The sequence below is a fragment of the Aromatoleum sp. genome (assembly GCF_036675785.1).
Taxonomy (GTDB): Bacteria; Pseudomonadota; Gammaproteobacteria; order Burkholderiales; family Rhodocyclaceae; genus Aromatoleum.
Map to the genome: position 1 here is coordinate 106,375 of NZ_JAKFEF010000024.1, position 25,253 is coordinate 131,627.

General features: G+C 69.1%; 23 protein-coding genes and 2 pseudogenes. 16 read left to right on the top strand and 9 right to left on the bottom strand.

The annotated features are described in order from the left end of the window. The first annotated feature begins 44 nt into the window (after positions 1-44). The 4 genes from V6M37_RS06445 to V6M37_RS06460 all read left to right on the top strand — a co-directional run bounded on the left by V6M37_RS06445 (position 45) and on the right by V6M37_RS06460 (position 4,026). A complete protein-coding gene (locus tag V6M37_RS06445; protein WP_332671702.1) occupies positions 45-1,136 on the top strand; it encodes an SDR family oxidoreductase in 1,092 nt (363 codons plus the stop codon). Between the two features lie 183 nt (positions 1,137-1,319). After that, on the top strand, positions 1,320-1,763 hold the full coding sequence (locus V6M37_RS06450; RefSeq protein ID WP_332671703.1) for an NfeD family protein: 444 nt from the start codon (positions 1,320-1,322) through the stop codon (positions 1,761-1,763). Positions 1,764-1,773: 10 nt separating this feature from the next. Then, the gene (locus tag V6M37_RS06455; protein WP_332671704.1) at positions 1,774-2,637 is read left to right on the top strand and encodes an SPFH domain-containing protein; all 864 of its coding nucleotides are present in this window, start codon (positions 1,774-1,776) and stop codon (positions 2,635-2,637) included. Positions 2,638-2,703: 66 nt separating this feature from the next. Continuing rightward, positions 2,704-4,026 (top strand): MFS transporter, encoded by a 1,323-nt coding sequence (locus tag V6M37_RS06460; RefSeq protein ID WP_332671705.1) that lies wholly within the window; start codon positions 2,704-2,706, stop codon positions 4,024-4,026. Here V6M37_RS06460 and V6M37_RS06465 read toward each other — a convergent pair. Continuing rightward, on the bottom strand, positions 4,013-5,119 hold the full coding sequence (locus tag V6M37_RS06465; RefSeq protein ID WP_332671706.1) for a transglutaminase-like domain-containing protein: 1,107 nt from the start codon (positions 5,117-5,119) through the stop codon (positions 4,013-4,015). The two genes, V6M37_RS06460 and V6M37_RS06465, sit on opposite strands and share 14 nt — an antisense overlap. Before the next feature lie 13 nt (positions 5,120-5,132). Next, positions 5,133-5,705 carry a TlpA family protein disulfide reductase gene (locus V6M37_RS06470; protein ID WP_332671707.1) on the bottom strand — a complete coding sequence of 191 codons (573 nt, stop codon included), beginning with the start codon at positions 5,703-5,705 and terminating at the stop codon, positions 5,133-5,135. A gap of 334 nt (positions 5,706-6,039) precedes the next feature. On the opposite strand from V6M37_RS06470, the pseudogene V6M37_RS06475 reads away from it, so the two are divergent. From V6M37_RS06475 to V6M37_RS06485, 3 genes and pseudogenes are all read left to right on the top strand, one after another. Continuing rightward, positions 6,040-6,561: pseudogene (locus V6M37_RS06475) on the top strand (alcohol dehydrogenase catalytic domain-containing protein); the annotation flags it as partial. Between the two features lie 54 nt (positions 6,562-6,615). Beyond that, a pseudogene (locus tag V6M37_RS06480) lies at positions 6,616-6,753 on the top strand (S-formylglutathione hydrolase); the annotation flags it as partial. A 133-nt stretch (positions 6,754-6,886) separates the two neighbouring features. After that, positions 6,887-7,594: a GW dipeptide domain-containing protein gene (locus V6M37_RS06485; protein ID WP_332671708.1), complete on the top strand. Its 708-nt coding sequence runs from the start codon at positions 6,887-6,889 to the stop codon at positions 7,592-7,594. Positions 7,595-7,681: 87 nt separating this feature from the next. Here V6M37_RS06485 and V6M37_RS06490 read toward each other — a convergent pair whose 3' ends face one another. The 3 genes from V6M37_RS06490 to V6M37_RS06500 all read right to left on the bottom strand — a co-directional run bounded on the left by V6M37_RS06490 (position 7,682) and on the right by V6M37_RS06500 (position 11,316). Next, positions 7,682-8,191, bottom strand: coding sequence for a CreA family protein (locus V6M37_RS06490; RefSeq protein ID WP_332671709.1), 510 nt, complete (start codon positions 8,189-8,191; stop codon positions 7,682-7,684). 42 nt (positions 8,192-8,233) lie between these two features. Further along, on the bottom strand, positions 8,234-8,665 hold the full coding sequence (gene arfB / locus V6M37_RS06495; RefSeq protein WP_332671710.1) for an alternative ribosome rescue aminoacyl-tRNA hydrolase ArfB: 432 nt from the start codon (positions 8,663-8,665) through the stop codon (positions 8,234-8,236). Between the two features lie 74 nt (positions 8,666-8,739). Further along, positions 8,740-11,316: a putative bifunctional diguanylate cyclase/phosphodiesterase gene (locus V6M37_RS06500; RefSeq protein ID WP_332671711.1), complete on the bottom strand. Its 2,577-nt coding sequence runs from the start codon at positions 11,314-11,316 to the stop codon at positions 8,740-8,742. Positions 11,317-11,471: 155 nt separating this feature from the next. Here V6M37_RS06500 and V6M37_RS06505 point away from each other — a divergent pair, with 155 nt between their 5' ends. Then, positions 11,472-12,065, top strand: coding sequence for a c(7)-type cytochrome triheme domain-containing protein (locus V6M37_RS06505; protein ID WP_332671713.1), 594 nt, complete (start codon positions 11,472-11,474; stop codon positions 12,063-12,065). Positions 12,066-12,220: 155 nt separating this feature from the next. Here V6M37_RS06505 and V6M37_RS06510 read toward each other — a convergent pair whose 3' ends face one another. The 3 genes from V6M37_RS06510 to V6M37_RS06520 all read right to left on the bottom strand — a co-directional run bounded on the left by V6M37_RS06510 (position 12,221) and on the right by V6M37_RS06520 (position 15,256). Next, a complete protein-coding gene (locus V6M37_RS06510) occupies positions 12,221-12,874 on the bottom strand; it encodes a DsbA family oxidoreductase (RefSeq protein ID WP_332671714.1) in 654 nt (217 codons plus the stop codon). Positions 12,875-13,098: 224 nt separating this feature from the next. Beyond that, the gene (locus V6M37_RS06515) at positions 13,099-14,178 is read right to left on the bottom strand and encodes a DnaJ C-terminal domain-containing protein (protein WP_332671715.1); all 1,080 of its coding nucleotides are present in this window, start codon (positions 14,176-14,178) and stop codon (positions 13,099-13,101) included. 4 nt (positions 14,179-14,182) lie between these two features. After that, a complete protein-coding gene (locus tag V6M37_RS06520) occupies positions 14,183-15,256 on the bottom strand; it encodes an extracellular catalytic domain type 2 short-chain-length polyhydroxyalkanoate depolymerase (protein ID WP_332671716.1) in 1,074 nt (357 codons plus the stop codon). Positions 15,257-15,558: 302 nt separating this feature from the next. Between V6M37_RS06520 and gmk the strand changes: the two genes are divergently transcribed. From gmk to V6M37_RS06550, 6 genes are all read left to right on the top strand, one after another. After that, positions 15,559-16,173: a guanylate kinase gene (gene gmk / locus V6M37_RS06525; RefSeq protein ID WP_332671717.1), complete on the top strand. Its 615-nt coding sequence runs from the start codon at positions 15,559-15,561 to the stop codon at positions 16,171-16,173. 3 nt (positions 16,174-16,176) lie between these two features. Then, positions 16,177-16,392 carry a DNA-directed RNA polymerase subunit omega gene (gene rpoZ / locus V6M37_RS06530; protein ID WP_332671718.1) on the top strand — a complete coding sequence of 72 codons (216 nt, stop codon included), beginning with the start codon at positions 16,177-16,179 and terminating at the stop codon, positions 16,390-16,392. A 77-nt stretch (positions 16,393-16,469) separates the two neighbouring features. Further along, a complete protein-coding gene (locus V6M37_RS06535; protein ID WP_442880996.1) occupies positions 16,470-18,620 on the top strand; it encodes a RelA/SpoT family protein in 2,151 nt (716 codons plus the stop codon). Beyond that, positions 18,620-19,777 (top strand): CobW family GTP-binding protein, encoded by a 1,158-nt coding sequence (locus V6M37_RS06540; protein WP_332671720.1) that lies wholly within the window; start codon positions 18,620-18,622, stop codon positions 19,775-19,777. The genes V6M37_RS06535 and V6M37_RS06540 overlap by 1 nt, the downstream gene beginning before the upstream one ends. Before the next feature lie 96 nt (positions 19,778-19,873). After that, positions 19,874-20,062, top strand: a complete 189-nt coding sequence (locus tag V6M37_RS06545; RefSeq protein WP_332671721.1) for a DUF3460 family protein — start codon at positions 19,874-19,876, stop codon at positions 20,060-20,062. An 83-nt stretch (positions 20,063-20,145) separates the two neighbouring features. After that, positions 20,146-21,555, top strand: coding sequence for an exonuclease domain-containing protein (locus V6M37_RS06550; RefSeq protein ID WP_332671723.1), 1,410 nt, complete (start codon positions 20,146-20,148; stop codon positions 21,553-21,555). A gap of 63 nt (positions 21,556-21,618) precedes the next feature. Here the strand turns inward: V6M37_RS06550 and V6M37_RS06555 are convergent, their stop codons facing one another. Next, positions 21,619-22,308 (bottom strand): Crp/Fnr family transcriptional regulator, encoded by a 690-nt coding sequence (locus V6M37_RS06555; RefSeq protein ID WP_332671724.1) that lies wholly within the window; start codon positions 22,306-22,308, stop codon positions 21,619-21,621. A 178-nt stretch (positions 22,309-22,486) separates the two neighbouring features. On the opposite strand from V6M37_RS06555, the gene V6M37_RS06560 reads away from it, so the two are divergent. Both V6M37_RS06560 and narL read left to right on the top strand, forming a co-directional pair. Beyond that, complete coding sequence (locus V6M37_RS06560) at positions 22,487-24,460, top strand: histidine kinase (RefSeq protein ID WP_332671726.1); 1,974 nt, start codon at positions 22,487-22,489, stop codon at positions 24,458-24,460. Beyond that, positions 24,457-25,110, top strand: coding sequence for a two-component system response regulator NarL (narL, locus tag V6M37_RS06565; protein WP_332671727.1), 654 nt, complete (start codon positions 24,457-24,459; stop codon positions 25,108-25,110). The genes V6M37_RS06560 and narL overlap by 4 nt, the downstream gene beginning before the upstream one ends. The last annotated feature ends 143 nt before the right edge of the window (positions 25,111-25,253 follow it).

Genomic DNA, 25,253 nt, shown 5'->3' on the forward strand with positions numbered 1-25,253 from the left:
ACTGCCGTCCCGCCGTCGTGGAAGCGCCGGAACGAACGCCGGCAATGCCCGGTCCGAACGTGATCGACAAGGCGGCGGGCAACGCGATGGTAAAGGTTCTGCTCGCGATGCAGTCGAGTCCCGGCGCCAGTGTCGCCTTCGCGCCAGCCGGAGCGGCACGCCGATTGCGTCCGAAGCGGGAGATCGATGGAGAGGACATCATGGCAATACGAATCGAGGATGCCGTCGTCGCGATCACCGGCGCGTCGAGCGGCATCGGGCGGGCGGCGGCGCTGCGGTTCGCCGCAGAGGGCGCGAAGCTGATCCTCGTCGCGCGGCGGGAACGGGTGCTGCGGGCGCTGTGCGACGAATGCCGGCGGCGCGGCGGACAGGCGATCGCGATCGCGGCCGACGTCGCCGACGAGGCGGCGCTCCGTGGGCTCGTCGACCGCGCGGTCGGCACTTACGGGCGCATCGACGCGTGGATCAACAACGCCGGCGTCCTGATGGTCGGCAAGTTCGACGACTGTCCGTCGGAGGCGTACCGCCGCGTCATCGAGACGAACCTCTTCGGCTACATCCACGGCGCGCGCGCGGTGCTGCCGCTGTTCCACCGCCAGGGGCGCGGTACGCTGATCAACGTCGCCTCGCTCGGCGGGCGCGTCGGCGTGCCGTACCGCAGCGCATACAGCGCGAGCGAGTTCGCGATCCTCGGATGGTCGGACAGCCTGCGGCGGGAGCTCGCGCTCGACGGGACCGCGCGCATCGACGTCTGCACCGTCGTGCCGGCGCACGTCGACACGCCGCTGCTGCGCCAGGCCGCGAATTTCAGCGGACGCGGCATCCGGCCGGTCGGGCCGGTCGATAGTCCCGAGAAAGTCGCCCGCGCGCTGGTGCGCGCGGTCCGGCATCCGCGCGGTGAAATCGTCGTCGGCGCCGCGACGCGGCTCGCGCTCCTCGGTCTCGCGCTCGCGCCGCGCCTCGTCGGCCGGCTCCTCGCGTTCGCTTTCGCGCGCGAGCAGTTCGCGCCCACCCCGGCTGCGATCGGTTGCGGCAACGTCCTGCACCCCGCCCCGGGCAGCGCGAGCGTGCACGGGGGGTGGCGAAAGGAAGTGCGGGCCCGCGACGCATTCGGGAGGCTGCAGCCCGGCCACTGAGCCGCGTTCGTCGCGCTGAAAAAAACGCTTCGCCGCCGGCCCCGACGATTTCCTCGACGAGGAGTCGGCCGCTGCCGTACGGGCGCCGGCCGAAGCGGCGCGCCGACCACTACGTCACATCCCGACCGTCATCCGCCCCCCTCCGTCGCGCCCCCCGCATACAATCGCGGCAAGGAGGGCGTTATGAATCCCGAATGGTGGCACTGGGCGATCGCTGGTCTGTTGCTGATCCTGGCGGAATTGGCGATCCCGGCATTTTTCATCATCTGGTTCGGCTTCGGCGGGCTCGTCGTCGCCGGCGTGCTGCTCGCGGCACCCGGCCTGTCGCTGACCGCGCAGCTCGCGCTGTGGACCGTCGCGTCGCTCGTGATGGTGTCGCTGTGGTTCCGCGTGTTCAAGCCCGGTCTGCACAAGACGCGCATCGGCACCGCGGACGGCGAGGTGATCGGCGAAATCGGCCTGCTCGTCGGCGCGGTCGCACCGTTTTCGCGCGGCAAGGTGCGCTTCCAGCGACCGGTGCTCGGCGCCGAAGAATGGGTATGCCTGTCGGAAGCCGCGATTCCGGCCGGGGAGCGGGTGCGGGTCGTCGCGGTCCAAGGCAGTTTCTTGAAAGTCACGAAGGCATAAAGGGGGAAACGTGAGCGAAGGGTTGCTGGTCGTCATCGCAGTACTGATTTTCGTCGTCGTCACGCTCGCGAAAGGTGTGCGCATCCTGCCGCAGGGCGAGGAATGGATCGTCGAGCGGCTCGGCAAATACCACGGCACGCTGAAGCCGGGGCTGAACCTGATCATTCCGTACCTCGACAACGTCGCGTACAAGCTCGTGACGAAGGACATCATCCTCGACGTGCAGGAGCAGGAAGTCATCACGCGCGACAATGCGGTGATCCTGACGAACGCGATCGCGTTCGTGAAAGTCACCGACCCGGTGAAGGCGGTGTACGGTGTCACCGATTTCTCGGAGGCGATCCGCAACCTGATCATGACGACGCTGCGCTCGATCGTCGGCGAGATGGAACTCGACGAGGCGCTGTCGTCGCGCGACAAGATCAAGGCGCGGCTGCGCGAGAGCATCGCCGACGAGGCGGTCGACTGGGGGCTCACGGTGAAGTCGGTCGAGATCCAGGACATCAAGCCGTCCGAATCGATGCAGCGCGCGATGGAGATGCAGGCGGCGGCCGAGCGCGAACGCAAGGCGGTCGTCACGCGCGCCGAAGGCGCGAAGCAGTCGGCGATCCTCGAAGCGGAGGCGCGGCTCGAATCGGCGAAACGCGACGCGAACGCGCAGGTCATGCTCGCCGAGGCGTCGGCCGAGGCGATCCGGCGCGTCGCCGCCGCAGTCGGCAACGAGGCCGGGCCGATGATGTATCTGCTCGGCGAGAAGTACATCGCGTCGATCGAGCGCATGGGTGCCGCCGACAATGCGAAGCTCGTCGTGCTGCCGGCGGACCTGCACGAGACGGTGCGCGGGCTCATGGGGCGGATCGGCAAGGCGGTCTGACGGTTCCTGCCGCCGGTGGCCGGCGCGGTGGCACAATCCGCGCTGCTCGAAACCGATGGCAGGATCATGACCACCCAATTCCGATTGATGAACGAACGGCGCTTCCTGCCGTTTTTCGTCACGCAGTTCCTCGGCGCGTTCAACGACAACGTGTACAAGAACGCACTCGTCGTGCTGATCACGTTCGAAGCGGCGCGCTACACGACGGTGTCGCCCGGCGTGCTCGTCAATCTCGCGGCGGGGCTCTTCATCCTGCCGTTCTTCCTGTTCTCGGCGACGTCGGGCCAGCTCGCGGACAAGTACGAGAAGAGCCGGCTGATCCGGCTGACGAAGCTGTTCGAGATCGCGGTCATGGGCCTCGCGGTCGTCGCGTTCGCGATCGATTCGCTCGCGCTGATGCTCGCGACGCTGTTCTTGATGGGCGCGCAGTCGTCGATCTTCGGCCCGGTGAAGTACGCGCTGCTGCCGGTGCATCTGAAAGAGGACGAGCTCGTCGGCGGCAACGCGCTCGTCGGCTCGGGCACCTTCGTCGCGATCCTGCTCGGCACCATCGGCGGCGGCGTGCTGATCGCGCTGCCCGACGGCGCGCGCTGGGTGTCGGCCGCGGTCGTCGCGATCGCGGTGCTCGGCTACCTCGCGAGCCGCGGCATCCCGCACGCCCAGGCCGCCGACCCGCAGCTCGCGATCAACTGGAATCCGCTGACCGAGACGGTGCGCAACCTGCGCTTCGTGCGGGAGAACCGCGACGTCTTCGTCGGCGTGCTCGGCATCTCGTGGTTCTGGTTCTACGGCGCGCTGTTCCTCGCGCAGTTTCCGGGCTACGCGAAGGACGTGCTCGGCGGCGACGAGCACGCGGTGACGCTGCTGCTCGCGGTGTTCTCGGTGGGCATCGGCGTCGGCTCGCTCGCGTGCGAGCGGCTGTCGGGCAAGCACCTCGAAGTCGGCCTCGTGCCGTTCGGCTCGATCGGCCTGACGCTGTTCGCGCTCGATCTGTGGTGGGCGAGTCCGGTCCCCGCGGCGTCCGGCGTGCCGCTGGAACTCGGCGCGCTGCTCGCGGTGGCCGGCACCTGGCGCGTGCTGTTCGACCTGCTGATGATCGGCGCCTTCGGCGGCTTCTTCATCGTGCCGCTCTACACGCTCGTGCAGTCGCGCTCGGAGCCGGGGCACCGCTCGCGCGTGATCGCCGGCAACAACATCCTCAACGCACTGTTCATGGTCGTCGCGGCCGGCATGGGCGCGGCCCTGCTCGCCGCCGGCCTGACGGTCGCCGAACTCCTGATGGTCGGCGCGCTGCTGAACGCCGGCGTCGCGGTCGCGCTGTGCGCCGCGATGCCGGAATTCGCGCGGCGCTTCCGCGCGTGGCTCAGGCCGTCGCTCAGGCCGCGCTGATCTCGGTCGCGGTGAGCGTGTAGCGGAAGGCCGACGGGTCGAGACTGTCGAAGCGGCGGCCGGCGCTTTCGCCCTGCGGATACATCAGGAAGGGCACGGCCGGGCCGCGGCTCCCGGGCAGGCGCACGTCGTGCGCGAAGTTGTAGCCGAGCCAGTTCATTTCCCACGCGCCGAAGAGCGTCTTGCGCGCCGCGACGACTTTCGCGTCGTCGATCGCGAGCTGGCCGGGCGGCTCCTCGAGCGCGACCTTGCGCACGTCCGCCGGGTCGACCGGCACCCAGCCGAAGCGATCGAGCCAGACTTCGGCGCGGCAGTGCTGCGCCTTCGACACGTCGCCGCTCTTGCCGAGGCTCTTGTAACCGAAGCGCGAGTTGGCGACGCGCAGGCCATAGACATCACGCGCCGGCAGGCCGGCGGCGCGCGCGAGCCCGACATACAGCGCGTTCAGGTCGGCGCACTTGCCGGACAGGTCGCCGGCTTCGAGCATCGCGCGCACGTCGCCGAGGCCGCAGCCGCGCGTCTGCGGATTGCGGAAGGTGTTGTCGACGACCCACTCGTAGATCGCGCGCGCCTTGTCCTCGTCGCTGCGGGCGCGCCCGACGATCTCGGTCGCGGTGTCGAGCACGATGCCGTCGGTCGGGATCAGCGCCGTCGCGCGCGTGTAGAGCGCCCGGTCGGCGTCCGGCAGCGGGCGCACGGCGCCCGGGCGGGAAAGATCGACGGCACGGTCGCGCGTCGCGAAGCGGCTGACGATCTCGAGGACCGCCTGGTCGGCGTCCGGCCACTCGGCGTGCAGCATCGACGCGCCGTACTCGGCGTCGCTGACGACATTCATCGTCGGCGCATTGCCCCGCCACAGGTTGCCCATCGGGCGGATCCAGTCGGCATCGGAGACGGACGGCAGCGGCACCCAGACGCTCGTCGGGCCGCTTGCGGCGGGTTCGACGCGAGTCGTCAGTTCGAAGATCCGCCAGCCGTTTTCGGGGTGGGGCGCGAAGGCGGCCGATGTCGCCGGCGCGGCAGCGCGGCTCCAGGCGGGCAGTGCGAAGCTCGTGGCGATGGCGGTCGTGCGGAGGAAGTTTCGGCGGTTCATGGCAAGGGTCCTGTCAGTCTCGGGGTGAGTCGCCGCGCGCGGCAGCGAGCGTTCGGAGGTGGCGGCGCACGGCGGCGTCGCGCCAGTCGAGTTCGCCACGCACGCGGTGGCGCGGGCGGTGCGCGCGGTCGAGGAGGAGCGTCGTCGGCAGGTAGCGCACGTCCCACGCGCGGGCGATGACCTGTTCCGGGTCGAGGACGACCGCAGGCGCGAGGCGGTGATCGTCGAAGAAGCGGCGCACGTCGTCGAGGCGGTCGGCGACCGCGACGGTGACGAGCGCGAGGCCGGGCTCGGTCTCGTCGAGCATGACGAGCGCGGGCATCTCGGCGCGGCACGGCTCGCACCAGCTCGCCCAGAAATTCACGAGCACCGGGCGGGCGCGCAACGGTTCGAGCGCGGCGCGCAACGCGGCGGGCGCGGGGCTTTGCAGATCGATCGCTTCGAAGCGGCCGGCGAGGCCGGCATCGGCGGCATCGGCGGCGACGCGCGAGGTGGCGGGGAACGCCGGTGGCGCGGCGGCGAGGGCCGCGAGGCCGCCCAGAGCGGCGAGCGCACGCCTTCGCGACGCGCGACTGAGGTCGGACATGTCGTCTCCCGATTGATGTCAGCCACCCCGGCGCGGAAGCCGCCGAGATTTAAACGAGGCGACGCGTTCGCGCGCCCCACGCCCTGTGCGGTACTCGGACCGCTTGCGGGGCAGCCGATACACCGATCGGCCTGAAATGCCCCGGCCGCACGGGCGTCGCCGCCCGCGCTGCAAGCTACCGTCGATGCCTGATACTCTTCGACGGCGCCGCACATTATGCCGCCTCCCCGCGCTTTCGCCGACAGCGCGGGCGACGCCCATTGCGGACGACGCGCGCTGCCAACCCTGCAGGCGCCCGCGCCGAAAACCTTGCTCGACCGACGGAGAAAACAAAATGATCAAATCCCGCGCTGCAATCGCCTGGGCCGCGAAACAGCCTCTCGACGTCACCGAAGTCGACGTCGCACCGCCGCGAGCCGGCGAAGTGCTCGTGCGCATCGTCGCCACCGGCGTCTGCCACACCGACGCCTACACGCTGTCCGGCGCCGATCCGGAAGGCGTCTCCCGGCGATCCTCGGCCACGAGGGCGGCGGCATCGTCGAGGCGGTCGGCGCCGGCGTGAAGTCGGTCGCGGTCGGCGACCACGTGATTCCGCTCTACACGCCCGAGTGCGGCGAGTGCAAGTTCTGCCGCTCGGGCAAGACGAACCTGTGCCAGGCGATCCGCGCGACGCAGGGCAAAGCGCTGATGCCCGACGGCACGAGCCGCTTCTCGAAGGACGGCAAGCCGACCCTGCATTACATGGGGGACGTCGACGTTCTCGGAATACACGGTGCTGCCCGAGATCGCCGTCGCGAAGATCCCGAAGGAGGCGCCGCTCGACAAGGTCTGCCTGCTCGGCTGCGGCGTCACGTCGCAGCCGAACTCGGCGTCGCGCTCGTCGCGCCCGACACGAGCCCGCGTGGCACCGGCGCTGCGCGCCGCCTGGGCGGCGGCCGGCCATCCTCTCGTCCTGCGGATGCAGCCCGGATACGACCACAGCTACTACTTCATCGCGAGCTTCATCGAGGAGCACCTGCGCCACCACGCGGCGGCGCTGCATGCCTGAACGCAGTTCGCGCTTCAGCGGGAACGCGTCTTGCTTTTCGACGGGCGCCGTACGCTTCGGCCAGTGCGGCGCCAAATGTCGAAATTCGTTTCCACGGCAGGCCATCCGGTGCTGCCCCAATCGGAGAATTCTTGTGAATCGTTGGTTGTTGCTCGCTGTCGCCGCATCGGTCGGACTCGCCGCGTGTTCGAAAAAGGAAGAGCCTGCCGCGCCGGCGGCGGAGGCTCCGCAGTCCGCTGCGCCCGCTTCCGGTCCCGTCGCAAGCCAGGCCGCGACGCCGAACTCGGGCAAAGTCGTGCAGCTCGAGCAGGGCGGCGGCTACACGTACGCGCAAGTCGAAACCACCCCGGGGCAGCAGGTGTGGATTGCCGGCGGGCATATCGACGTGCGGCCGGGCGACACGGTGCAGTGGGGCGACTACGCGGTGATGACCAACTTCAACGCGAAATCGCTCGGCCGCGTGTTCGACGAGATCCTGTTCGTCAACGCGTGGGGCCCGGCGGGCGGGGCGACGACCGGCGTCGCGCCGCACGGCGTCCAACCCGGCCAGCAGGCCGCCGCGCCGCACGCTGCGGCCACCGCGAGCGCTTCGGACACCGCAGCGGCTTCGGCGCAAAGCGTCGGCATCGTGAAGAGCGCCGCAAAAGCCGGCGGTTACAGCTACCTCGAAGTCGAGCAGAACGGCTCGACGCTGTGGGTCGCGGCGCCGGAGACGCAGGTCAAGGCCGGTGACAAGGTGAGCTGGGACAGCGGAATGGTGATGCGCGACTTCAAGAGCAGCTCGCTCAATCGCACGTTCGGCGAAATCGTCTTCGCCGGCGCGGTGCGCGTCATTCAATAAAGACGGGAAACCGGGGCGTGGAGCACGTTCCCCGGTTTTCTTCTTCGGCGAAATCCCGGGGCGCCGACCGAAGCCGCATCGGCCGCGTCAGCGGCGCAACGCGATCGGCGTCGAGGGATCGACGGCCACTGCGGTCACGCTGTTCTTCGGGCTCCCCTCGATGAGCTTGTCCGAATAGGTCAGATAGACGAGCACGTTCCGCTTCGGGTCGACGATCCGCACGACCTGCAATCGCTTGAACAGCACCGACAAGCGTTCGGAGAACACTTCCTCCTGCCGCGGCAGCGCTTCGCGCACGCGGATCGCCCCGACCTGGCGGCAGGCGATCGACGCGTCGGAACGGTCCTCCGCGAGACCGACCGCGCCCGACACCCCCCCGGTCTTTGCCCGCGACACGTAACAGGTCACGCCGTCGACCCGCGGGTCGTCGTACGCCTCGACGACGACCTTGTGATCGGGGCCGATCAGCTTCCAGACGGTCGAGACTTCGCCGACCTGTTCGGCGCGCGCCTCCCGGCCCGAGCCGGGCGCGAGCCCGAAGACGATGGCGGCGAGGGCGCACGCGGCGGCGAGCCGACGCAGAGGGTGTTCGTTCATCGGTCTGTCCTTTTTCGTTGAGGGTTCGGATCCTTCCGCCGGTCAGTCGGAAGAATCCAGGGAACCGCGTCCGGCGCGTTGCCGCTTGCGCTCTCCCTGCGCGCGCTTGCTTTCGAGGCGGCGCTTCATCGACGCCTTCGTCGGCTTCGTCGCGACGCGCGGCGTCGGCGCCTCGCGCGCACGGCCGATCAGTTCGGCGAGGCGCGCGCGGGCGTCGGCGCGGTTGCGCTCCTGCGTGCGGAACCGCTGCGCGGTGAGCACGATCACGCCGTCGGACGTCGCGCGTCGTCCGGCCAGTGCGATCAGGCGCCGGCGGATCTCGTCGCTCAGCGACGGCGAGTGCGCCGCGTCGAAGCGGAGTTCGACGGCGGTCGAGACCTTGTTCACGTTCTGCCCGCCGGGCCCGGACGAGCGGATGAAGCGTTCTTCCAGCTCTTCCTCGGGCAACGCGGGCAGTTCGGGTTCGCCGGGCATGGCACGGAGTATAGACGCGCGCACGCCTTTCAGCGGACGCGGACAAGCGGCTGCCGGCGAGGGCCGCCGCCGCGTCAGGCGGCGAGGGCCGGCAGCGCGCCGTTCGCCGCCTCGGGGCCCGCGGGTCGCGGCCGGCCGATGTGATAGCCCTGCGCGAGGTCGATCCCCATGCTCGCGACCTGCTCGAAGATCGGCCCGGTTTCGACGTGTTCGGCGATGCAGCGGATCCCCAGTTCGCGCGCGAGCGACACCATGCTGCAGACGAGCGAATGGTCGGTCGGGCTCGTCATCATGTTGGCGATGAACTCGCCTTCGATCTTCAGGAAATCGACCGGGATGCGCTTCAGGTACTGAAACGACGAGAAGCCGGAGCCGAAGTCGTCGAGCGCGAGCTTGAAGCCGGGGGCGCGCAGTTCGGCGATGAAAGCGTCGAAGCGGTCCGCGTCGTGCAGCGCCTCGCGCTCGGTGATCTCGAAAACGACGCGCGCGGGATCGGTGCCGGTGCGCGCGACGATCGCGGTCATCTGCTCGACGACCTTGTCCATCACCAGCGAGCGCGGCGACGTGTTGACGAAAATCAGCCCGTCGAAGCCTTCGGCGGTCAGCGCTTCGATCGCCTTGCGCAGCACGACGAGATCGATGCGGTGCATGATGCCGAGCCGTTCGGCCGTCGGCACGAAATCGTGCGCCCCGATCAGCTGCCCGGACTCGCTGCGCAGACGGCACAGCACTTCGACGGCGACGACGCGGTTCGTGCGGGTGTCCAGGATCGGCTGGATGAACGGCTCGATGCGCTGCTGTTCGACTGCGCGGAGAATCCGCAGCGTGTGCTCGCCGGCGCTTCGGAACTGCTCGGCGAGATCGTCGGGGCTCGGCACCGCGATCTGGTTGCGGCCGCCGGATTTCGCGCGGTACATCATGCTGTCCGCGAGCAGGAAGAGGTCGTGCGCATCGTCGGCGTGGTCGGGGAACATCGCGATGCCGATCGAGACCGTGCTCGCGAGTGTCGAGCCGTCTTCCGTCGTGATCCGCGTGCCGCCGATGCCGTCGAGAATGCGTCGCGCGACCTGAACCGTCTCTTGCGCGGGGGTGTCCGGCAGCAGCGCGACGAACTCGTCGCCGCCGTATCGCGCGAGGACGTCTTCGGCACGCAGCGCCTGCTTGAGTGCCGCCGCGATCGTCTTCAGGAAGGTGTCGCCGATCGCGTGGCCGTACCCGTCGTTGATCGACTTGAAGTTGTCGAGATCGATCAGCAGCAGGCCGGCCGGATGACCACGGCGCCGGCTGCGCGCGACCTGAGCGCCGAGCAAATCCCAGAACACGCGCTGGTTGTAGAGCCCGGTCAGCGGGTCGCGGGTCGCGTGGTATTCGAGCTCGCCCGCGTAGCGGTTGATGGCCTTGATCGAGCCGACGACATTCAGCAGCGTCGACAGCACCGCCTCGACGGCTTGCAGCCGCCACGGTTCGTCGGTCGGACAGGCGTGGATGCCGATCGCGACGATGCCGCCGACGCGCGGGGCCGTCAGCGTCAGCAGCCGCAGGTGACGAAAATCGGCTCCGTCGCCGCTTTCGCACAGCGGATGGGCCGGGTCCGCGATCGTGTGGCGGACGGGGAGCCACGGCGCGTTCTGTGCGTGCATCGGTCCGAACGCCGCGCGCAGCTGCGACGCCATCGCCTCGCGCGCGCCGGCATCCGCGTCGCGGCGCCAGAACACTTCGGTTTCGTATCCGCCGTCGTCGGCGATGAACCCCGCCACGAGCGCGCGGCTCGGCAGCACCGCGTCGATCTCGACGAGCAGATGGCCGACCTGTTCGCGCCAGTCACGCACGATCTCCGCGGTGATGACGAAGCGTTCGAGCAGCCGGATCTCGAATTCGAGAAGCTCGCGATCGACCGCGACTTCGCGCAGGCGCTCCGTCATCCGGCGGATGCCGTGCCCGATGCGGTTGAACTCCGCGAAGCTGAGAGGATTGTCGGCGGTGGCGAGCCGGCGCAGGTCCGACACGCGATTGACGGCGTTGATTTCCTGCCGCAGCGCGCTGATCGCGCCGTCGAGCCGCCGCGTGATGTGGCCGACGACGAGCAGGATCGCGAGGAAGCTCACGGGGATCGTCGGCAGGTAGGCGAGAAGCATCCGTTCCCGATTCTCGGAAATGACAGCTTCGACCGACTGCGAAACGTCGATCGCGCCGAGGATCGTCCCGACCGCGGCGTTGCGGTGGCAGACGAGGCAGCGTTCCTCCGCGGCGAGCGGGAATACGAAGCGCGCGCTATTGCCTTGAAAGCTTTCGACCGGCGTGCCGCTCGCGAGCGCCTGTCGGACCGTCGGATCCGCCGGGTCTTGTTCGATCGCCCCGAACAGCGCGCTCACCCGTTCGCCGCGGAAGATCGTGATCCGCGCGGGGCTGCCAGCGACCGCGGTGTCGAGGCCGGCGATGTAGCCTTCGAGCTGCGCGCGGGTCCAGCCGGTGCTCATCAGCTGGAACATGCTGTTGAACGTCACCCGCGCGAGGACTTCCGCATCCGCGAACGCGTCCTTGCGGATCGAGCGCTCCTGCACGAAATGCGTCGTCGCGAAGACGAACATGAAGAGCGCGGCCGCCAGCAGCGTCGCCGTACCCCAGAGGAGGCCGCGGATCGTTCGGGTCATGGAAAGACGCGCCAAAATCGGATTGCCCACGAACCCGCCGATTGTAAGAATTCGAAAAATAAAGCGAGATGCGTGCCAAACGATGGCGCCGAACTTGCATGTCGGCGGCGGATGACTGTTGGAACACGGGTTTCATGACTGGAAGCAGCAAGCGAATGCGGTTCGTGATGAGCGCCGCCGTGGTTGGGATCCTCGCGATGCAGGGTGCGGAGGCGGGGTTGAAGGCCGTCGACATTCCGCCCGACACGCCGATCGCTGCCGCCGCACCGGCTCGCGCGGCGACCCGGGCCGAGGTCCCCGCGGACGACCGCGACGAGTTCTACGACCGCGACAATCCGGGTTTCACGCGGCTGCAACGTGCCGGGGAAGCGCTCGGCGGCTTGCCGGTGGATCAGGACGGCAAGCCCGACTGGATGACCTCACTGCGCACGCAGTCGATCACGCCGCGCCAGCGGCTCGACGACGCGCCGCGCCCGGCGCCGCTCGATCTCGACGTCGTCATGCGCAACACGAAGCAGATGCCGAACGTCCGCTTCCCGCATCGCGCACACACCGAGTGGCTCGACTGCAGCAACTGCCATCCGGCGCCGTTCGCCGAGAAGGCGGGCAGCACGGCGATCCGCATGGAGGACATCTTCCGCGGCCGCTTCTGCGGCATGTGTCACGACCGCGTCGCATTCGTCACGCATCGCAACTGCTATCGCTGCCACTCCGTTCCGCAGCAAGGGACGGCGTCCGCCGCGCGTTAGCGGGCACGAGTCGGGCGTCGTGATGTCTCGCGGAGCCGGCGCACCGCCCCGGACGCGGTCTCGCCGCCCGGCTCCGACAGCGACCGGGTAAGCGTGGCCTTCGGTCGAGGCGGTCTAGTTGCCCCCGAAGCGCGCTTCCTCGGCGACGGGTTGCGTTATCCGAGCGCCTGGAGGATCGCCGCGCCGAGTGCCGTCGCGGATTGCGCGCCGGACACCGCGAGCTTGCGGTTCATGATGAAGAAGGGCACGCCGCTGATCCCCTGTTTCCGGACCTGCGATGCCATCCGTTTGACGGTCGCCGTGTCTGCGTCGCTCTCGAGATAGGCGCGGACCGCGTCCTTGTTGTCGCCGTTTGCCGCGGCGAGGTCGACGAGCGTGTCGATGTCGCCGATATCCCGGCCCTGCTGGAAATGCGCCGCGAACAGGGCTTCACCGAGCGCGGCGACGCGCTGCTGCGTCTGGCCGAGCGACTGCGCGCGGTAGCTCAGCCGATGGGCGTTCAGCGTGTTGGGCCGGGTCGCCATCCGGTCGAACGCGAAATGCACGCCGTCCGGCGCCGCGGCGTCGGCCACGCGCGCGAGCACTTCGTCCGCCTGCCTGGCTCCGCCGAACTTCGCTTCGAGGAACGGGCGATACGGCTCGCCCGAGGCGGGCGTGTCCGGGTACAGGAGGAACGGCAGCCAGTTGACCCGCACTTCGAGGTCCGGGCGCGTCGCGCGCAGCTCGTCGATCGCGCGGTTGAGGCGCACCTTGCCGAGGAAGCACCACGGGCAGACGAAGTCGGAAACAAGATCGATATCGAGAATCATCGGGAACCTGGGGGAAAGGGACGGAAGCCGGGAGGCGGCGGAAAGAGTGTGGGCGTCGGCCGGCGTTGAAGTCCGTTCCGACAAGCCGGCAATCGAACACAACCGTTCGCGCTGAATCCTCGGCCACGGTCCCGACAGGTTCGTCGAAGGGCGGTTGCAGGACTTCGACGAACCTGTCGTGCGTTGGCCGACGGGTTCAGACGGAACGGGATGCCGCTGCCAAGTCAGTCGTCGCGATCTGCGAGCCAGCGCGCCTCCCAGTTTGCCAGATCGGGCATCGCCGCGCCGTGGCCGGCAGCGAGTTCGTTCTCGATCTCTTCGAGCAGGGCGCGCAGGCGGGGCGACGCGGCGTCGGGCAACACCGGGACGAGCCTGACGATCAGTGCTCCGGCGGGCACCCCTTTGCGGCCGGGGAATCCCGCGCCGCGCACCCTCAGTTCGCGCGGCAGGGCGCGGCCCGGCGCGAGTTTCAGGTGGCGGATTCCGTCCGGCAGCGGCACCGGCAGTTCGCCGCCGAGCAGCATCCGGAATGCGCTGACGGGCCGGCTCAATACGAGGTCGCGCCCGTCGAGCCGGTACAGCGGATGCGGCGCGAGGACGACGGTCAGGACGAGGTGGCCGGGCGAGCCGCCGTCGGCAGGCGCCGCGTCGCCGGCCCCGGCGACGCGCAGTTCGTCGCCGTCGACGACGCCCGGGGGAACCGTCACCGATACCCGTCGCCGCCCCCGGCGCCGGCCGGTGCCGTCGCACGCGGTGCAGGCCTGCTTGCTGAGATAGCCGCGGCCGCCGCACTCGCCGCAGCCGGCGAGCCCGTTCGTGCTGCGCAGCCGGCCCGAGCCGTGACACGCCGTGCACAGCCGCGTGTGCGTCAGCTGTTCCACGCCGCTGCCGTCGCAGCGTTCGCACGTCACGGCGTCCTCGACCTCGACGGTCCGTTCTCCGCCGAAGAAGGCTTCCTCGATCGTCAGCGTCAGCTCTTGATAGCGGTCCGGCCCGCGCTCGCAAGTGCCTTCGCCGCGTCGCCCGGCGTCCGCCGGTTCCCCGGTCGCGCCGGTGGCCGGGTCGCGGGTCGCATCCGCAGCAACTCCGGCGCCGCTCACGTCGTCGCCCGAGCGATCGTCGTTGGCCGCCGCAAGCCGCGCGAGGATCGCTTCGTAGGCGGCGCGCAGCCGCTTGAAGTGTTCAAGCGCGGCGGGGTCCGGATTGCGGTCCGGGTGCCAGCGCATCGCGAGGCGCCGGAACGCGCGCTTGACCTCGCGCTCGCCCGCGTCGGGCGGCAGGCCGAGAAGACCGTGCGCGTCCATCCGGTCAGTGATCCAGCGGCGACGCGGCCGGCGGCTGCGCGAGGCGGTCGATCATCGCGCGCACGGTGCCGATCTGCTTGCCGTCGCGCGTCGCGTACGCGGGGCCGGTGTAACCCCACCAGTCCCAGCAGCCACGCGGGTTGTAGACCCAGCGCCACGAGCCCCACGTGAAACCGCTGCGCGGGCGCACCTGCGGATAAAGCACGATGACCCGGTTCGTGTCGGCCCACGCGTTGTAACCCGCGCCCTCGACGAAGCGCCGTCCGATCTGCGCTTCCGTCTGCCGGCACCCGTGGAATGCGACGTGGATCGCGCACCCTCCGTTGCGGCAGGCCCGCGGCACATACGCGTAGCCGCGGTCGGCGAGGCTCAGCTCGAGCGGCGCAACCGGTGCGAACGGGCGCTGGTCGAAGCTCAGCAGCTCGCCGTCCGGCGCGGGGGACGGCGGGGTGAGCGGTCCGATCAGGTGCGCAAGCAGCAGGCCGGCGGCATCGACGTCACCGCAGCGGTTGATGAACGGCGGTTCGGATGTGTCGCAGCCGTTCGCCTGGGGATCGGCGATCGAGACGAAGCCGTGCGCCGCGTTCGGCACTTCGACGAAACGCACCGCTGCCGGCGGGAGCACGCGGCGGTAGAAGCCGAGCAGCGCGTCGACGACCGGGCGTTCGACCGTCGCGTCGGCGCCGAGCGCGAGAATCCACGCACGATCGCCGCGCAGACCCGCGGGCGGATCGATACGCCCTGCCCGCGCTTCGGAGTCGACGCGCGCGATCGTCTGCGCCGGGTCGGGCGGCAGCGCGCCGGCGTCGGGCGACATGCAGTTGTTCAAGGCCCGGGTCACGCTGCCACGCGCGCAATCGTAGGGGCCGGCCGCGATGACGCCGACGCCGTCGACGAGCGTCGAGTGTGCGACGTGGAACTGCACCGCCATGTAGCCGCCCGACGAGATGCCCGACACCGTCAGTCGGTCGGCGCCCGCGGCGAGCGCGGGCAGCGGCGGGGCATCGGCCGCAGCGGCCGCAGCGGGCATGCCGAGCGTGATCAGTACACGGAACAGCAGGAACAGAGGTCGGGACATCGGGCGTATCCGAAGCGCAAAGCGGAAGCTTAGCCGAGCGGGTCCCGGGGCCGATAGCGGATGCTGTAACGGCCGATGGTTCCCGCCCCCAGCAGCGCCGGGCCGAAGTGTCGCCGGTCGAAGTGCCGCGGGTTCGCGCCGATCCCCTGCCGCGTCCGGCCATGCATCTTCCCTTGGTAATAGCCGCTGCCCGCTGGCACAATCGGAAACCCGCCGGCGATCGGGGGGATTCGAACCACCCGCCGGCCGTCATGCCCTTCGGACGGGACAACCCGTCGCCCGCCCAGACAGCACGAATACTTATGCCCGGAACCCTCATCATCATCACCGCCCCGTCGGGGGCGGGCAAGACGACCTTGGTGCGCGGTCTGCTCGAACGCGATTCGCAGATCCAGCTGTCGGTTTCCTACACGACGCGCGAACCGCGCGCCGGTGAGGCACACGGCTGCGATTACCACTTCGTCGACATCGCGGAATTCCGCGAGCTGCGCGACCGCGGCGAATTCCTCGAATGGGCGGAAGTGCATGGAAACTACTACGCGACGTCGAAGGTCTGGCTGAAGGAACAGATCGCCGCAGGCCGCGACATCCTGCTCGAAATCGACTGGCAGGGCGCGCAGCAGGTGCGCAAGGCGTTTCCCGACGCGGTCGGCGTGTTCGTGCTGCCGCCGTCGCTCGAAGAACTCGAAGCGCGCCTGCGCGGCCGCGGCACCGACAGCGACGACGTGATCGCGCGGCGGCTCCTCGGCGCGCGCGGCGAGATGCGGCATATCGGCGAATTCGACTACGTTATACTGAACAACGAGTTGCGGTGCGCGGTGGATGACCTTGTCGCGGTCGTGCGGGCCTCGCGGCTGCGCTACCCGAACCAGCATCTGCGGCACCTGCACTATTTCGATTTTCTTGAACAGGACTGAACTATGGCGCGTATCACGATCGAAGATTGCCTCAAAAGGATTCCGAACCGCTTTCAGCTGACGCTCGCCGCGACCTACCGCGCGCGCCAGATCACGATCGGTTCCGCGCCGCAGGTCGAACTCGAAAAGGGCGACAAGGACAAGCCGACCGTCATCGCGCTGCGCGAAATCGCCGCCGGCAAGGTCGGACTCGAAGTCCTGAACCGCGGGCAGGCCTGATCCCCTGTCGGGGGAGGGGAACACACGCCATGGATGCCGCCGCGGTCCCCGCCCCCGATCCGCTCCGTTCGCTCCCCATGCCCGAAATCTCGTGCGGACTCGCCGAGCTCAGGGAGAAGATTTCCGCCTACCTCCGCCCGGAAGACGTCGAGCGCGTCGAGAACGCCTACCATTTCTCGGCGCGGGCGCACGAAGGGCAGTTCCGCATCAGCGGCGATCCGTACATCTCGCACCCGGTCGCGGTCGCCGACATCGTCGCCGACTGGCACCTCGACGCCCAGGCGCTGATCGCCGCGCTCCTTCACGACGTGATGGAGGACACCCACATCTCCAAGCAGGAGATCGCCGACCGCTACGGGCGCACCGCGGCCGAGCTCGTCGACGGCCTGTCGAAGCTCGACAAGATCGAGTTCCGCTCGCAGGAGGAGGCGCAGGCCGAGAACTTCCGCAAGATGCTGTTCGCAATGGCGAGCGATCTGCGCGTGATCCTGATCAAGCTCGCCGACCGCCTGCACAACATGCGTACGCTGCACTGCGTGCGCCCCGCGAAGCGGCGGCGGATCGCGAACGAAACGCTCGAGATCTACGCGCCGATCGCGAACCGCCTCGGGCTGAACAACCTGTACCGCGAGCTGCAGGAACTGTCGTTCGAGCACAAGTTCCCGCTGCGCTACCGCGTGCTGTCGCGCGCGATCAAGGCTGCGCGCGGCAACCGGCGCGAAGTCGTCGGCAAGGTCCTCCAGGCGATCGAGGAGCGGCTGCCGCAGTGGGGCATCTCGGCCGAAGTGAAGGGCCGCGAGAAGCATCTCTTCTCGATCTACCGCAAGATGGCCGAGAAGCGGCTGACCTTCTCGCAAGTGCTCGACATTTACGGTTTCCGCGTCATCGTGCGCGACGTGCCGAGCTGCTATCTCGCGCTCGGCGCGCTGCATTCGATGTACAAGCCGGTGCCGGGCAAGTTCAAGGATTACCTCGCGATCCCGAAGGCCAACGGCTACCAGTCGCTGCACACGACGCTGATCGGGCCGTTCGGCACCCCCGTCGAAGTGCAGATCCGCACCGCCGAGATGCACCACATCGCCGAGAGCGGCGTCGCGTCGCACTGGCTGTACAAGGAAGACGAGAAGACGCTCTCGGAACTGCAGCAGAAGACGCATTCGTGGCTGCAGTCGCTGCTCGAGCTGCAGTCGGCGTCGGGCGAGGCAACCGAGTTCCTCGAGCACGTGAAGATCGACCTCTTTCCCGGCGAAGTTTACGTCTTTACCCCGCAGGGCAAGATCCTGTCGCTGCCGAAGGGCTCGACGCCGGTCGATTTCGCGTACGCGGTGCATACCGACATCGGTAACCGCTGCGTCGCGTGCCGCGTCAATGGCGACCTGATGCCGCTGCGCACCGAACTGCGCAACGGCGACCAGGTCGAGATCATCACCGCCGCGCACGCGAACCCGAATCCGGCGTGGCTCACGTACGTGCGCACCGGCAAGGCGCGCGCGCAGATCCGCCATTTCCTGAAAGGCGCGCAGCAGGAAGAATCGGTCGCGCTCGGTGAGCGGCTGCTGAACCAGGCGCTGCGCCCGCATGGGCTGACGCTCGGCCAGATTAGCACCTTCGCGTGGGAGCGTTTCCTCGGCGAGCGCGGCGTGCGCGGCAAGAAGGAAGTGTTCGCGGATATCGGCCTCGGCCGCCGCCTGCCGGCGATCGTCGCGCGCCGCGTCGCGCAGGCTCAGGACCTCGAGTCCGGGCGGCCGAACGTGATCAAGCCGAAACCGGCGGGTGCGATCCTGATCCGCGGCAGCGAGGGCATTGCGGTGCAGCTCGCGCGCTGCTGCCAACCGATCCCCGGCGACCCGATCATCGGCACGATCCGCAAGGGGCAGGGCCTCGAAGTCCACTTGCACGACTGCCCGGTGGTCGCGAAGCTGCGCGGGGATCGCGGCCGCTGGGTTGACGTCGAGTGGGAATCGGGCGAAGAACGCCTCTTCGACGTGACGATCCGTGTGCTGACGAAGAACGCGCGCGGCGTCCTCGCCCGCATCGCCAGCGCGATTTCCGAAGAAGACTGCAACATCCGCAACATCAACATGGACAGCGAACAGGGCATCTACAGCGCGATCAATCTCGTGCTGCAGGTGCATGACCGCGTGCATCTCGCCCGCGTGATGCGGGGCGTGCGCCGCGTTCCCGAAGTCGTGCGCATCGGCCGGCTGAAGGCCGACACGCGCAGTTGATGGCGGCCGTGCCGGCGAACGCGCCGTCGTCCGCGATTGTGGCCGCGCCGACCGACGCGCGGTCGTCCGCGCTTGCGGCTGGCGACCGCCGCATCCCGGTCACGATCCTCACCGGCTTTCTCGGCGCCGGCAAGACGACGCTCCTCAATCACTTGCTGCGCGAGCCGACGATGGCGCGGGCGGCGGTGCTGATCAACGAATTCGGCGACGCGTCGATCGACCATCACCTCATCGAAAAGGTCGACGAAACGCTGGTCGTGCTCGATTCCGGCTGCATTTGCTGCAGCGTGCAGGGCGATCTCGTGAAGGCGTTGAAGGGCCTGTTCATGCGCGCCTTGCGCCGCGAGATCCCGGCGATCGATCGCGTGCTGATCGAGACGACCGGCCTCGCCGATCCGGCCCCGGTGATCCATACGCTGATGCGCGAGCCGTTCATCGCCGAGCGCTACCGCTGCGCCGGCGTCATCACCGCCGTCGACGCGACGCTCGCCGACGGGCAGCTCGACGCGCACCGCGAAGCCGTGCGGCAGGTCGCGATGGCCGACCGGCTGCTGCTGACGAAATGCGACCTCGCCCCGGCCGGGCAGCGCGCGGCGCTGTCGCGGCGGCTGTCGGCGCTGAATCCCGGCGCGCCGCAGATCGAGGTCGCGCGCGGCCGGGTCGACGTCGGTGCGGTGTCTGGCTGCGGCCTCTACGATCCGGCCGGCAAGCTCACGGACGTCGCCGCCTGGCTCGGTGACGAAGCGCTGCGCGCCGGGGCGGCGCAGGACAAGCGTGCGCCGCCGGCGTGGCGAAGGCCGGGGGGCGCGGCGGCGCCCGCGCCCGCGACCCGCCATGACGACGACGTCGCGAGCTTCGTCCTGCGCTTCGACGCCCCGCTCGACTGGCTCGGTTTTTCCGACGGACTCGGCCTGATCCTGCAGGTGCACGGCGCGCGCATCCTGCGCGTGAAGGGCGTGCTGAACGTCGCCGGCGACCCGTTGCCGCGCGTCGTGCAATGCGTGCAGCATGTCGCCTACCCGCCGGCGAGCCTGCCGGCGTGGCCCGACGGCGACCATGGCAGCCGGCTCGTGTTCATCGTCCGCGGCTTGCCGCGGGCCGAAGTCGAAAGCATTCTCGCGAGCTTCTGCGGACAGCCTGCGCGTAGCCCGGACTGAAGCGCCCTTTTCCTGGGTTGGCCTCATGACCGGGCGGCACGATTGGCGCAGTCCCCGGCGGCGCCCTACAATTGCGCCTTTCCCAGGGAGCAAGCGATGGCGATCTACGAATCCGAGCACACGAAATTCATCCGCGAGTGGCTGGAGAAGCATCCGCAGGAACTCGAAGAGCAGCGCAAGGGCCGCGCGCTGTGGTGGGACAAGCCGCAGGACGTCGAGGCGCAGGCCCGGCTCGACGAGTCGGAGGTGCCGTCGAAGGCGTATTACTACGATACGAATCACTGAGTTCGCGCCGCGTGCCGCGTGGCCGGATTTCCCCGTTTCCCTGCTGACGGCTCGGCGCGAACGCGCGTCGGACCGTTTGTCGCGTGTCGCTTCCTGATTCCCTCGTCCTGATCGACGTCGAGACGACCGGCGCAAACCCGGTGTCCGATCGCATCACCGAGATCGCAGTGCTGCGCATCGAGCGCGGCGAACTGGTCGAGCGCTGGGAGAGCCTCGTGAACCCGGGCCGCGGGATTCCGCCGCTGATCCAGCGGCTGATCGGGATCACCGACGAAATGGTCGCGACTGCGCCGACGTTCGCCGAGCTCGCCGATGCGGTGCGCGCGCGGCTCGAAGGCGCGGTGTTCGTCGCACACAACGCGCGCTTCGACTACGGCTTCGTCCGCAACGAGTTTTCGCGGCTCGGGCAGCAGTTCGACGCCGAAGTGCTGTGCACCGTGAAGCTGTCGCGCGCGCTGTACCCCGAGCACCACAAGCATGGCCTCGATGCGTTGATCGCGCGCCACGGTTTCCTTTGCGAAGCGCGCCACCGGGCGATGGGCGATACCGAAGTGCTGTGGCAATTCGCGCGCAAGGTCCGTGACGAATTCCCGGCCGAGGTGCTCGATCGCGCCTGCGAGCGCGCGATGAAGGCGGCGCCGCGCCCGCCCGGCTTGCCCGAAGGCATACTCGAAGGGCTGCCGGACGCTCCCGGCGTCTATTCGTTCTTCGCCGACAACGGGCAACTGCTGTTCATCGGCCGGGGCGGCAGCCTGCGGGCCCGCGTCACCGAGCATTTCTCGGCAGGCGGCAACAGCAAGGACGCCGCGCTCGCGCGCAAGGTGCGCCGCGTCGAGTGGGAGGAAACGGCCGGCGACCTCGCCGCGTCGCTGCGCGAGGCGGCGCTCGTACGGGCGAAACGCCCGCCGCACAATCGCGTGGCGCCGGGGCGCGAGGACGTTTTCGGCTTGCGCGTCGTCCCCAACCGCCGGCGCCCGCCGATATTCGAGCGCATCCCGCTGACGGGCACCGACCCGGCGTCGTGGCAGGACATTCACGGCGCGTTCCGCCACCGCAAAGAGTCCGACAGCGTGCTGCGCGAACTCGCGCAGCACTACCGCCTGTGTCCGCAGCGGCTGGGACTGGAGAGCGGCAGCAACGGCGCATGCAGCGCGCACCTCTTGAAGCAGTGCGCCGGCGTGTGCGTCGGCCGCGAGAGCTTCGCGGCGCACGACGAGCGGCTGATCGGGGCGCTCGGCTCGGTCAGGCTGCGGACGTGGCCGTGGGCGGGAGCGGTCGTCATCGAGGAGTGCTGCGCGCATTCGGGTCGCGAAGCCTTCCATCTCGTCGACCAATGGTGCGTGCTCGGCAGCGGCGACGACCCCGCCGCGCGCGACCGCCTGGTCGCCGATCCGCCGGCGCGGCGGTTCGATCTCGACGTCTACCGCATCCTCGTGCGCTGGCTTGCGGCCGACGCGAATATCGAAGCCGTCAGGCCGGTCGCACCGGCTTGACCGCGGCCCCGCGTTGCGTCGGGCGCGCGCGATGCATTCGATCCGTCCCCCGGCATCGGCGCGCTAGGCCGCGATCGACTGCAGGCGCTGGACGTCGGTCAGCGTGATCGAGCGGCGTCCGTGCGGCAGGATGAAACCCTCGCGCCGCAGCCGGTTGAGCACGCGCGAGAAGGTCTCCGGCGTCAGGTTCAGTTGCGACGCGATCGTCTGCTTGTCGCTCGAAAGTCGCACTTCGGCCGACTGCGCCCCGGGCGCCGCGTGCCGGACGAGGTAGTGCGCGACGCGCTGGGTGCTGCTGCGCTGCATGCACTGCTCCATGCCTTCGACGAGTTCGGCCATCCGCTCCGACAGCCTCGCCATCAGCGCCTCGGTCAGCGCCGGCTGCGCCGCCATCGCCTTGCGCAGCGCCGCGCGCTGAAGTGTCAGCACGTTGCTGTTGCGCGTCGCCTGCGCCGCGAAGATCTGCGGCTTGTCGCTCAGAATGCTCTCTTCGCAGAACGAATCGCCGGCACCCGCGAGCCGGATGATCTTCTCGGTGCCCGAGCTGGAGATCAGGAACAGTTTGATTTCGCCTTCGACGACGAGGCACATGCCGGACGGGCGGTCGCCGCGGTGCATCAGCATTTCGCCGCGCGACACACGCGAAGTCCGCGCGCCCTGCACGAGCAGTCCGAGGACGTCCGCGTCCAGCCGGCGGAACGGTTCGACGCGAGAAAGGGTCTGGATTGCTTGCGCCTGAATTACGATCGCCATGTCGTTGCGCTCCTTTGGGACGTTGGCCCGGTCCAAGCATCTTCACTGTAGCGTGGTGCGCCTGCGGCTCCGCAGGCAGGCCGAATTGCGGGAGTATGCCAAATACCACTTCTGAGGTATGGGTGGTATCTCCTAAATAATTGATTATTGGTATTTTTAGTTCAGGTGGAAGGCGTCTGTGGAGCGTTCGGGAAAATGGAGGTATCTCCATGAAGCGTACGGCGGCGAGGCGCGGGTGAGCTTCGGCGGCGTGATCCGCGGGCTTTTTCGCAGGGTCGCCGCGCGCAGCGTTCTCCTGATGCTCGTGCTCCCGTTCGTGTTAGTCGCGCTCGTCAGCCTGGTCGGCATCGGCGCATCGGTCGCCGTCGTGGAGACGGTCCAGGGCAGCGGCAGCGCGATCAACGTCGCGGGAAGCCTGCGCCGGCTCGTACAGCGCGCCGGCACCATCGCGGCGGTGAATGCGCTGGACGGACGGAGCGGGAAAGCCGAACTCGCCGCCGCGGTCGATGCGTTCGAGCAGCGGCTCGACGACGCGGCGTTGCGCGGCCAGCTCGAACGCGCGCCGGGGAGCCTCTTTTCGTCGATTTACCGCGGCATCGAGGCCGGTTGGCGCACGAGGATGAAACCGCGGCTGCTCGACACGGGCGCAGCGAGCGGCGACGCCCGGGACGCCGAACATTACGGCGAGCTCCTGGCCGAGGTCGACGCGTTCGCGGCGCAGATCGACACCCTCGTCTCGGTGCTCGAGCAGGACGCCGAGGCGGGGATCGAGCAGCTGCGCGCGACGCTCGGCGTCGCGATGGCGCTCGTGACCGCGTGCATGCTCGGCGCGTTGTACGCGCTGCGGCGCCGCGTGTTCCTGCCGCTGCGCGATCTGCGCGCGAGCGCCGTGCGCGTCGCGCACGGCGACGACGCGGCGCGCAGCACGAACGTCAGCGCCGACGAGCTCGGCCAGGTCGCGGCCGCGTTCAACGCGATGGCCGACCGGCTATCGAACGCGAACCGCGAGCTGGAACGCCGCGTCGACGAAAAGACCGCGGACCTGACGCGCAGCAACCGCTCGCTCGAACTGCTCTACCACGTGATCTCGCGGCTCTACCACGCGCCGGCGAGTTCCGAGACGTATGCGTCGACGCTGAAGGATCTCGAACAGCTGCTCGGGCTCGACGGCAGCTTCGTCTGCATGCTGCCGAAACACGGCGGCCCGGGCGAAACCTTGTTCTCCAGCATCGGCGAATGCGGCAGCCGTCAGACGAGCGGCGAGGCGTGCCTGAATTGTCCGGGCCGGGAGTCGCCGTGGAGCTACCGCCGCGAGCCGGGTCGCGACGTGCTGCTGGTCCCGCTGCGCGACGCCGAGCATCTGTACGGCATGATGCGGCTGGCGTTGCCGGCGGGGGCGCGGCTGCAAGAGTGGCAGCACACGCTGCTCGAAGCGGTGTCCCGCCACATGGGCGTCGCGCTCGGAATTTCGCACCAGAGCGAGCGCAAGCGCCTGCTCGCGCTGCAGGAAGAGCGATCGATCATCGCGCGCGAACTGCACGACTCGCTCGCGCAATCGCTGACGTACATGAAGATCCAGGCGAGCCTGCTGTCGCCCGCGCTGACCGCACCGGACCAGCGGGAAGATGCGCTGGCGATCCTCGGGGACCTGCGCGAGGGGATCAACGCCGCGTACCGCCAGCTGCGCGAGCTGCTGTCGACGTTCCGCCTGCGGATCGAGGGCGATTTTGCGCGTCTGCTCGGCAGCACCGTCGAAGAATATGCCGGGCGCAGCGGCATCCCGATCGACCTGGAGATCCGCCTCTCCGGCTGCCACCTGAGCCCGAACCAGGAGATCCACGTGCTGCATATCGTCCGCGAGGCGCTTTCGAACGCGACGCGCCACGCACAGGCCCGCCACATTCGTGTCGAGCTGTTGTCCGAGCCCGGCGGCGAGATCCGCGCCGTCGTCGAGGACGATGGCCAGGGCATTCCGCCGCAGCCGGTCGTGGAGCCGCACCATTACGGCCTCACGATCATGGGCGAACGGGCGCGCGGCCTCGGCGGGACGCTCGAGGTCGGGCAGCGCCACGGCGGCGGCGCGCGCATCGTCGTGCGCTTCGCGACCCGTTCGGCATCGGACGCGCAAACAATCGGCCCGGAGGCGAGATGACCGATTCCCCGCAAAGCGTCGTCATCGTCGACGACCATCCGCTGTTCCGCAAGGGACTGATCCAGCTGCTACGCACCGTGCCCGGCTTCCGCCTCGTCGCCGAGGCGGCCGACGGCAAGGACGGCATGGCGCAGATCCTGCACCTGCGGCCGGACCTGCTGCTGCTCGACCTGAACATGAGGGACATGTCCGGCCTCGACGTGCTGAAGCTCGTCCGCCAGGCCGACCTCGACACGCGCGTCGTCGTGATCACGGTGTCCGACGCCGCCGACGATCTCGTCGCGGTGCTGCGCGCCGGCGCCGACGGCTACCTGCTGAAGGACATGGAGCCGGAGGAAATGGTCGAGGCGCTGCGCGCGGCCGCGGCGGGCAAGATCGTCGTGTCGGAGGCGTTGACGCATCTGATGGCCGCCGCGTTGCGCCACGAGCGACGGCCGGAAACGCCCGCCGAGGCCGGGCTGACGGAGCAGGAGCAGCGCATTCTCGACAAGATCGCCGCCGGCCTGTCGAACAAGCTGATCGCGCGCGAACTCAACATCGCCGAAGGCACCGTCAAAGTCCACGTCAAGCATCTGCTGCGCAAGCTCAATTTCCGCTCACGCGTCGAGGCCGCGGTGTGGGCCGTGTCGAATCCGCGCGGCGAGCGCTGAGGGTCACGACGGCGCTCGCTGCGGAAGTGTTCCGAAAGAGGGCTGAAGCAGGGCATCTCGCATCCGCTGACCGCGATCCCGCCAGCGCCGTCGGGATCGCGGTTTTCCACAGTCACGCCGCGCCCCCGAGCCCTTTCGTCTGT